3 protein-coding genes are annotated in these 3,735 nt (G+C 64.3%); all 3 read right to left on the bottom strand.

Going from position 1 to position 3,735, the window contains the following annotated elements; genetic code table 11:
* On the bottom strand, positions 1 to 1,554 hold a 1,554-nt coding region (locus TA90_RS09735; RefSeq protein WP_187120127.1), incomplete at its 3' end, for a CotH kinase family protein.
* Positions 1,555 to 1,685: 131 nt separating this feature from the next.
* Positions 1,686 to 3,032 (bottom strand): acid phosphatase, encoded by a 1,347-nt coding sequence (locus TA90_RS09730; RefSeq protein WP_082031616.1) that lies wholly within the window; start codon positions 3,030 to 3,032, stop codon positions 1,686 to 1,688.
* Between the two features lie 210 nt (positions 3,033 to 3,242).
* A complete protein-coding gene (fdxA, locus tag TA90_RS09725; protein ID WP_043536021.1) occupies positions 3,243 to 3,587 on the bottom strand; it encodes a ferredoxin in 345 nt (114 codons plus the stop codon).
* Between the last annotated feature and the right edge of the window lie 148 nt (positions 3,588 to 3,735).

Genomic DNA, 3,735 nt, shown 5'->3' with positions numbered 1-3,735 from the left:
GGTCGACTTCCACGTGCGGTCGTGGTTGAAGAGAAGGGACGGCTTTCCCAGGATGTTCCACTGCTTGAAGTTGGCCGCAGCCGACTTGCTGAGCGTGGCGGACATGGTCGTGATGCTCTGTTCGGCTGCGGCATAGGCCGGAGATGCCTCTGAGTCGTATGTCGCATAGAGCGCTCGCACGAACTGGGGGTTCCTCGACAGCTGGGCGTACCAGTCAGTACCGGTCCCGCGCAGCCACTTCACGTTGTTCGTGTAGTTGGCGTAGGGATCCGCGCCGAGAGACTTGGAACTGAAGGCTCCCAACGCTGAGTCGAAGTCCCATGCGGGACCCATGTGGAGCTTGTCGCCGACACCATCCTTGTAGAAGTACACCGACGAGGACCCGATCTCAGGGTTCGCGGTGAGCTCTGTCAGGTAGTAGTACCTGACGAACGAGTCCACATCAATGATCTTCGAGATCTCAGACCAGTTCGGACTCGACGCATACAACAAACCATCCAGCTTGTTGATGTCCGACCTGATGTCGTCCCAACCCACCTTCACCGCAGCGGGCATCGAATCGTCACCGTTGAGATCAGTCTTGCTCTCCTTGTAGGCGAAGACCGTTCCTGACTGCGAGGAAGCAAAATGGTGCGTCTCTGCGCGTCCGTAGCTGTTGTCCAACTCCACCATGATGCCCGAATCGTCCTTGAGATTGAGACGACTCTTCTTAACCTCGATCTTCTCGGTCACCTGATAGGTGCCGACGTACGTCCCGTTGATGCTCAGGTCGACGAATCTCGACTCCTGCGGCGTTGCAGCGAGTCCCAGCTTGTTCGCGATCTCGAAGGCAGTGTTGTTGCGGAGCAGCGAGGGGTCGGCGTGGTTGGCCAGCAGGATCCACGTGCGTTCCTTGGTCATACCTGCGAGGGGCACATCCCCGGGCCCATCCGCATCCTTCTTCGCGAACTTGATCTGGTACGGCTTCTTCGCCAGCTTCCACGTGTAGTTCCCGCGTCCCTTGATCTCGCCGACGTAGTCCACAAAGTTGTGGGACGGATCAGTCGGGTCCGTCAGGCTGATCTTCGCCGCGTACTTCTTGTCCTTCGAGCCACCATCGAGGTCTGTGAGCTTCGTCGTGCCGTCCAGTTGGACGTTGAGGGCCGGGATGCCATTCTTCGCCACCAACTCTGCACTCGCAGCCGCTGACAGCGGTGCCACGGACTGCGTCTGGACGGGGGCGGTACCTGACTGCTCCGAATCCTGGTCGCCCGACTGCGTCGTCGAGCCGGACTCGGCCTCCCCAGTCTGCGTCTCGGACCCGCTGTCCTCGGATGGCACCGGGTCCACCACCGTCGTGTTCCCCGACTCGTCAGTGTCGTCCGCCAAGGCTGGGCTGACTCCGCCGACGGCAAGTCCGCTCGTCAGGAGCGCAGTCGCTAGGGCGAGGGAGATCGTCCGGCGTCTTCTTCCACGCCAGCGGTTGTCGTTCCTGACCGCGGGCACAAGTCGCAATTGTCCTGTGTTCACAATGGCACCGTCCGTGATGATGATGGGATCGCGCGCCCCAGCCACGGAACGGAGGTCCCATGTGACGCACTGTCCCACAGTCTTGACGAGTGCCGACCTGACGTCAACCCAGTTGACCTGACCTGCACCGATACGTCGCCAAATCTGGGACCATGGGCCCGTCCACCTCCATCACATCATGCCGGGACCCGTCCGCGGCGGCGCGCCCTCACGACGAGGACGGAGATGACGACCAGGAACAGCAACAGCACCGAGCCACCCAGTACCAGGAGATGTCGACCGGCCCACGCCTCAGCGTGTGCCTGCGGTCCGTCTCCCGACCCCGCCGTGGCCGCGGGTGACGATGTGTCCTCCTGCGGAAGGGTGACAGTCCCGTCGTCCGCGACCACAGGCTCCGCTGCCAGTGCAGCGGCGACATTCAGTCGTTGCCACCCGGCAGTCTCGGCGTCCTCCCCACTTCCCGACAGGTCGAGCGGGTACCCGGAGTCGAGAGCGGTCAGCTCGAGGAGTTCGCGACGCTGTTCAGCGCTCAGGTTCGGGAATGCCGTGAGGAGGAGGTCCTCGGCCCCGGGAGGGATCTCCGGCGCCAGTCCCGCAGTGCCCACACGTGGGAGGCCGTAGGTGAGCCGCTCCGTGTAGACCCTGAGTGCCTCATCGGTCGGCAGGTAAGGGGTGTCGTCCGAGATGCAGGACGGCAGGTCGTCACCGCACCTCTCCTCGAGAACAGCCCTCAATTCGGTACGCGCTTGCTCGAGGAGCGGACGGAACGTCGAGTCGTGCCAGCGCGCGACGACCATCCTCGTACCGACCATGCGCCCTCCGATGACGTCGAGCGGATAGTGCACGCCCAGGACAATGCGGTTGTTGCCCGCCTCCGACGCGCGAGCCAGGATCTGCGGGGCAAGCTCGGGCAGGAGGGTGGCCAGCACCAGGCCCTGGACGAATGCCTCCTCCGTGTGCCCGCTGGGGAAGGAGTACTTCGCGACCTCGTAGATCTTCCCCGTCAGGTCCTGGTGCTTGACGATCCTGTCGGGCATGGCGATGAAAGGCCTGATGTAGCCGAAATGAACTTTCGCCTTGTCGATGGATGTCCAGGGAGGCGCGACCAGGTCCGTCGAACGCGAGATCAGTTCCGTCGTCCTGGGTAGATCGCCGTCGTCGCGCGCTGCGAGGTACAGGGAACCGAGGCGCTGGCCGAGTCCATCTGCCATGGTCACCGACATGTCGTTGACGGCATCATCCATCGCACGTAGTTGCTCCGTGCGTGTGGCGGAGGTGTTGATCCTCACGGCAATGTCCGAGTTGGCGGTGAGTGCCTCGGGATGCTCCGTCTCTAGAGCGGAGAAGCCTTCGAGCATCGGCAGGAGACCCGGGTCCTCGTCGGAGGGATGGTCCTCGGTCAGCTCCGCCTCCGTGTAGGGCGACGGCTCCGGCGCGGCGGAAGCAGACATCGGCGGGATCGCCACGGACGCAACGAGCACGGCGACAGTGGCACCCAGCACAGCGAAGCCCGATCTGGGCATCGACGAACCTCCTCGACCGTTCAATCCACCCCGCCGACCGCGAGGACTTCACTCCAGCGATCCGGGTGACGTCGGGTCAGGATAGTACATGTCAACCATCGGCCTCCTGCGGCACTGACCCATCGGCCCGCTGCTGGGCCCGGCACCGGAGAGGCTCCGCCCCTGGGAGTGCCCGGGTGGCCGGGCGCCAAGCACGCGCCGCCCGTGGTGTCAGCCGCCGATGGAGTCCAGGTACTCCTGGTTCTGGGGCGGCAGCGCGGCGATCATCGGGTCGTCGAAGTCCTGGACGCCGGCGCGCTGGGCACCACCGGGAGAGCCCAGGTCCTTGAAGAACTCCACATTGGCGCGGTAGTAGTCGGACCACTCCGAGGGGACGTCGTCCTCGTAGAAGATGGCCTCGGTGGGGCACACCGGCTCGCACGCCCCGCAGTCCACGCACTCCTCGGGGTGGATGTACAGCGATCGCTTGCCCTCGTAGATGCAGTCCACGGGGCACTCGTCGACGCATGCGCGGTCCTTGACGTCCACGCAGGGCTGCGCGATGACGTAGGTCATGGGTCTCCTCCTGTCAGTCGGTGCATGCGCACCGGTGGCTGCCGGTGCTGGCGCCGGTCCGCCCTGCCGGGCGGTGGCATCCCGCGTCGGAGCATGCACGGCGCGGGATCAACTGCACCTATTATCGCCCACATGGCGACGCCCACGA

It is taken from the genome of Actinomyces polynesiensis (assembly GCF_000820725.1).
Taxonomy (GTDB): domain Bacteria; phylum Actinomycetota; class Actinomycetes; order Actinomycetales; family Actinomycetaceae; genus Pauljensenia; species Pauljensenia polynesiensis.
The sequence above is the reverse complement of the archived record's forward strand: the minus strand, read 5'-3'. Positions and strand labels throughout refer to the sequence as shown.

Bases quoted from the DNA above. Each gene is read 5' to 3' on its own strand.
- TA90_RS09730 (WP_082031616.1), bottom strand. From the start codon at position 3,032: ATGCCCAGATCGGGCTTCGCTGTGCTGGGTGCCACTGTCGCCGTGCTC.
- fdxA (WP_043536021.1), bottom strand. From the start codon at position 3,587: ATGACCTACGTCATCGCGCAGCCCTGCGTGGACGTCAAGGACCGCGCA.